7 protein-coding genes and 1 pseudogene are annotated in these 4,524 nt (G+C 61.9%); 1 reads left to right on the top strand and 7 read right to left on the bottom strand.

The features are described from left to right. The 3 genes from EN781_RS26860 to eno all read right to left on the bottom strand — a co-directional run. Positions 1–410 (bottom strand): thiamine pyrophosphate-dependent enzyme (locus EN781_RS26860; protein WP_245492663.1); only part of this gene is annotated, 410 nt, incomplete at its 3' end. 196 nt (positions 411–606) lie between these two features. Beyond that, positions 607–930 carry a septum formation initiator family protein gene (locus EN781_RS26855; protein ID WP_126054629.1) on the bottom strand — a complete coding sequence of 108 codons (324 nt, stop codon included), beginning with the start codon at positions 928–930 and terminating at the stop codon, positions 607–609. Positions 931–1,086: 156 nt separating this feature from the next. Beyond that, positions 1,087–2,361 carry a phosphopyruvate hydratase gene (eno, locus tag EN781_RS26850; RefSeq protein WP_126054630.1) on the bottom strand — a complete coding sequence of 425 codons (1,275 nt, stop codon included), beginning with the start codon at positions 2,359–2,361 and terminating at the stop codon, positions 1,087–1,089. A 199-nt stretch (positions 2,362–2,560) separates the two neighbouring features. Between eno and EN781_RS35865 the strand changes: the two genes are divergently transcribed. Further along, positions 2,561–2,683 carry a hypothetical protein gene (locus EN781_RS35865; RefSeq protein WP_274608485.1) on the top strand — a complete coding sequence of 41 codons (123 nt, stop codon included), beginning with the start codon at positions 2,561–2,563 and terminating at the stop codon, positions 2,681–2,683. Between the two features lie 66 nt (positions 2,684–2,749). On the opposite strand, the gene EN781_RS26845 is transcribed toward EN781_RS35865, so the two are convergent. The 4 genes and pseudogenes from EN781_RS26845 to EN781_RS34905 form a co-directional block, all read right to left on the bottom strand. Then, complete coding sequence (locus EN781_RS26845; RefSeq protein ID WP_126054631.1) at positions 2,750–3,115, bottom strand: PRC-barrel domain-containing protein; 366 nt, start codon at positions 3,113–3,115, stop codon at positions 2,750–2,752. Positions 3,116–3,185: 70 nt separating this feature from the next. Further along, on the bottom strand, positions 3,186–3,392 hold the full coding sequence (locus tag EN781_RS26840; RefSeq protein ID WP_126054632.1) for a dodecin family protein: 207 nt from the start codon (positions 3,390–3,392) through the stop codon (positions 3,186–3,188). Between the two features lie 100 nt (positions 3,393–3,492). Then, on the bottom strand, positions 3,493–4,335 hold the full coding sequence (gene kdsA / locus EN781_RS26835) for a 3-deoxy-8-phosphooctulonate synthase (RefSeq protein WP_126054633.1): 843 nt from the start codon (positions 4,333–4,335) through the stop codon (positions 3,493–3,495). Then, a pseudogene (locus EN781_RS34905) lies at positions 4,332–4,524 on the bottom strand (VOC family protein); the annotation flags it as partial. The gene kdsA and the pseudogene EN781_RS34905, both read right to left, overlap by 4 nt.

Raw genomic sequence — 4,524 nt, 5'->3', positions numbered from 1 at the left:
CCATAGAAATGCTTCTCCTTGGAGAACATGTGCATGGAGCCGCCCTTGCCTTTGGACAGCCCGCCCCGGCGCCCGGTGAGCTCCGCCATGACGCCGCGCGGCGACAGGTCCATCGCCAGCATGTGGCCGTGGTCGCGATAGGCGGTGATCATCTGGTCGCCTTCGATCAGCGCCATCTTCATGCCGGTGACGACGGCTTCCTGACCGATATAGAGGTGGCAGAAGCCGCCGATGAAGCCCATGCCGTAGAGCTGGCCGGCCTTTTCCTCGAAGCGGCGGATGAGCAGCATGTGCCGGTAGGCGGCGAGCTCATCGTTCTTGGTGAAGTCGGCAGGCTTCGGGGCCGAGAGCCCTTGTGATTTACCGTCGTTTTTGGATTTGGCAGGCGCTTTTCTGGCGGCGGTGGCCATGCATCACTCCCTGTTGGCGTCTCTTCGCGGACATTTAGAGCAGGATGAAATCCGCTCCGAGGGAGATCGTCTCTCCCCACCGATTTGAGCGAGGCTAACATGCGGGAAAGCATTGCGCCATGCTGAAAAATGCATGGCTGGCATGCGTCTAAGCGATTAAAATCATTGAAAATATAGGCGATTAACTGGAATTCAGTTATTTCGCTGATACCGGCAACATGACGGTGATTTCGTCGGCGTGGGAGAGATTGAGCGCCTTACGAGCCTGCTCGTCAAGCATATCTTTCTCCAGCGTGCCCTCGTGCATGAGCTGGACACGCCGCTCGAGATCGACCCGGCGCGCCTTGACGGTGTCGAGCTGCGCCTGCAGTTCGACCGCCCTGGCTTGGAGCTGGTACTTGGAATAGATGCCGAACTCGCCGTGATAGGCATGGAAGCCGAAATAGGCCAGGAACAGCACGCAGAGCGAGGGGACGATCAGCCGGCCGGTGTTTCTCTGCTTGTGCTGACGTGTCCACATGATCCAGATCCTCGCGGCCGCGAACCCGAACGGCCCGAGAATCTTTTTCGCTCCATTGTGCTTAATGGACGGTTACGGATGGACGTATCCAGTGCCCCAAAACGAAAAAGGGCGGGAACGCCCCGCCCTTCCTAGATATAACGATGGGATGCCAGATCAGGCCTTGACCACCGACTTGCCGGCGTAGCGTGCCTGCTTGCCCAGCTCTTCCTCGATGCGGATCAGCTGGTTGTACTTGGCCATGCGGTCGGAGCGCGACAGCGAGCCGGTCTTGATCTGTCCGCAATTGGTGGCGACAGCGAGATCGGCGATGGTCGAGTCCTCGGTCTCGCCCGAGCGGTGTGACATCACCGCGGTGTAGCCGGCCTTGTGCGCGGTCTCGACGGCGTCGAGCGTTTCGGTCAGCGAGCCGATCTGGTTGACCTTGACCAGGATCGAATTGGCGACGCCCATGTGGATGCCGTCGCGAAGCCTTGCCGTGTTGGTGACAAACAGATCGTCGCCGACAAGCTGCGTCTTCTTGCCGATGAGGTCGGTCAGGATCTTCCAGCCTTCCCAGTCGTCCTCGGCAAGGCCGTCCTCGATGGTGATGATCGGATAGTCGGATGCGAGCTTGGCCAGGTACTTGGCCTGCGCCTTCGGATCGCGGGTCTTCTTCTCGCCCTCATAGACGTAGTTGCCGTCCTTGAAGAACTCGGTCGCTGCGCAATCGAGGCCGAGCGCAACGTCCTCGCCCGGCCTGAAGCCGGCCTTCTCGATCGATTCCATGATGAAATCGAGCGCTGAGGGTGCGCTCTTCAGATTGGGGGCGAAGCCGCCCTCGTCGCCGACATTGGTGTTGTGGCCGGCATCCTTGAGCTTCTTGCGCAGCGTGTGGAAGATTTCCGAGCCCCAGCGCACGCCGTCGCGCAGCGTCGGCGCGCCGACCGGCAGGATCATGAATTCCTGGAAGTCAATTGGATTGTCGGCATGCGCGCCGCCATTGATGATGTTCATCATCGGCACAGGCAGCACGTGCGCCTTGGCGCCGCCGACATAGCGGTAGAGCGGCAGGCCGGCCGCTTCGGCCGCGGCCTTGGCGACCGCCAGCGACACGCCGAGGATGGCATTGGCGCCGAGCCGGCTCTTGTTCGGCGTGCCGTCGAGCTCGATCATCGTCTGGTCGATGTGGATCTGGTTCTCGGCTTCCATGCCGCCGATCGCCTCGAACAGCTCGCCGTTGACGGCCTCGACGGCGCGCTGGACGCCCTTGCCGAGATAGCGCGGTCCGCCGTCGCGCAGCTCGACCGCTTCATGGGCGCCGGTCGATGCGCCTGACGGTACCGCGGCGCGGCCCATCGAGCCGTCTTCCAGCACCACGTCGACCTCGACGGTCGGATTTCCACGGCTGTCCAGGATTTCACGCCCGACTATGTCGACGATGGCGGTCATTGCGATGTCCCCGATTGATCGATTGAAGCGTCGCGCCCCTCTTAGCCAAAGTGCCGCAAAAGGCAATCGGGCCGCGGGCAAATATTGCCGCCCGGCCGATTCACGAAGCGCAAATTTCTGTCATCATAAGTCATGCGCGGCACGCCGCTTTCTGGTCTATGATTCTGCTTGCGCGGGGCGAAACAGGAGGAGTTTCGCCATGTCCCAGTTGAGCGGTATCGTGAGTTTGTTCCTGATCGCGGCAGCGTTCCTGACGTCGTGCGACAACCAGCAGCCCCAGCAGGGCGCCGCGCAACTGTCGACACTACAGGCAGCGCAGTAGGATCTTCCAGAAGAAGGGCCCCCGCATGTGCGGGGGCCTTTCGATTGCGACCTGCCGACTTGGCGATCAATGCCAGTAGGGCTTTACGTGGTAGTATTCGAATGACGCATCGCGTGCCGCCTCGCCGTCGGCGCCGGTTAGCTCGTCGATCGAATAGGCCGGGGCGGCCTTGAGCTGCTCCTTCGTGAAAGCGACGACGTAGCCGCCCATATTTTCGTCATAATCGAGGCTTGCCCACGGAATGGCGTGATACTTCTCGCCCATGCCGAGGAAACCTCCGAAGCCGATGACGGCGAACATGATGCCGTTCGACATCTTGTCCAGCATGACGTCCTCGATGCTGCCGATACTGTCGCCTGCGGTATTGTAGACCGACGTGCCGATGACGCGCGAGGCGGCAATGGCTTCGGTGTGGCCAGACGGGGTAGTCATAGTGCTGCTCCTCTCGGTTAATGCCTGTTTTGACAATGAGGGGAGCGGGCGAAGGTTCCCGACTTTGTGCTTAGCTGTCGGTGAGGATGAACGTCACTTTCATGTTGACGCGATAGGCGATGATCTTGCCATCCGCGACGACGATCTTCTGGTCCTGGATCCAGGCGCCCTCGACGTTCTTCAAAGTTTTTGCGGCGCGGGCAATGCCCTTCTCGATGGCGTCCTGAAAGCTCTTCTTGGACGACGATGTGATTTCGGTGACGCGGGCGACAGACATGGCTTCCTCCTGCCAAGACGCACATTTGCGAGGATGAAGGTAACGCCGGGTATCTGCAACCACAAGCCGGCGCACGAATGGCCCGGACCAGCGCTGATTGTCAGCGCCCCTTGGCTACGCGGTCGAACGCCATCAGCCTTTCGAGCAATGCCCGAAGGTCCTTCAACGGCACCATGTTAGGGCCGTCGGAGGGAGCATTGTCGGGATCCTGGTGCGTCTCGATGAACACGCCGGCAACCCCGACCGCCACCGCCGCGCGCGAGAGCGTCTCGACGAAGCGGCGCTCGCCGCCGGTCGAGCCGCCCTGCCCGCCTGGCTGCTGCACCGAATGCGTGGCGTCGAAAATCACCGGCGCTCCGATCTCGGCCATGACCGGCAGCGCGCGCATGTCGGAGACCAGCGTGTTGTAGCCGAAGGAGGCGCCGCGCTCGGTCACCAGCACATTGGCATTGCCGGACCCGGTGACCTTGGCGACGACATTCTTCATGTCCCACGGCGCCAGGAACTGCCCCTTCTTCACATTCACGACCTTGCCGGTCAGCGCCGCGGCGATCAAAAGGTCGGTCTGGCGGCTGAGAAAGGCCGGTATCTGCAGGATGTCGACATGCGGGGCGACCAATGCGCACTGCTCGTCGGTGTGGACGTCGGTCAGGATCGGCAGCGCGAATTCCATGCGCAAATCGTCGAACACCGGCAGCGCCGCATCCAGCCCGGCGCCGCGCGCCCCGCTCAAGGAGGTGCGGTTGGCCTTGTCATAGCTGGTCTTGTAGACGAGCCCGATGCCGAGCTTTCCGGTGAGTTCCTTCAGCGCGCCGGCCATGTCGAAGGCATGCTGGCGCGATTCCAGCTGGCATGGCCCGGCGATCAGCGACAGCGGCGCGGCGTTCGAGAAGACGACGTTGCCGACGGTCACGGACGGATTGGGCGCCAGGGGTTTGTTCATTTTGTCTCCCGGAAGATGAAGGCGGCGCCCTGCCCGGGCGCTGGCCTGACGATAATATCATTGCCGCTCATGTGATGTGCGATGGCGTTGGCCGCAAGCAGGCGCGCGGCGATGGCGCTGCTGCGGACCGAGAAAACGATGGCGGCAAAGCGCAGATGCGGCGACGCTTCTATCGGAACGTTGCAGCGC

The organism is Mesorhizobium sp. M4A.F.Ca.ET.090.04.2.1, assembly GCF_003999085.1.
In the GTDB taxonomy this organism is placed as follows: Bacteria; Pseudomonadota; Alphaproteobacteria; order Rhizobiales; family Rhizobiaceae; genus Mesorhizobium.
Note: the sequence above shows the minus strand (reverse complement) of the source record. Positions and strands in the feature narration are given on the sequence as shown.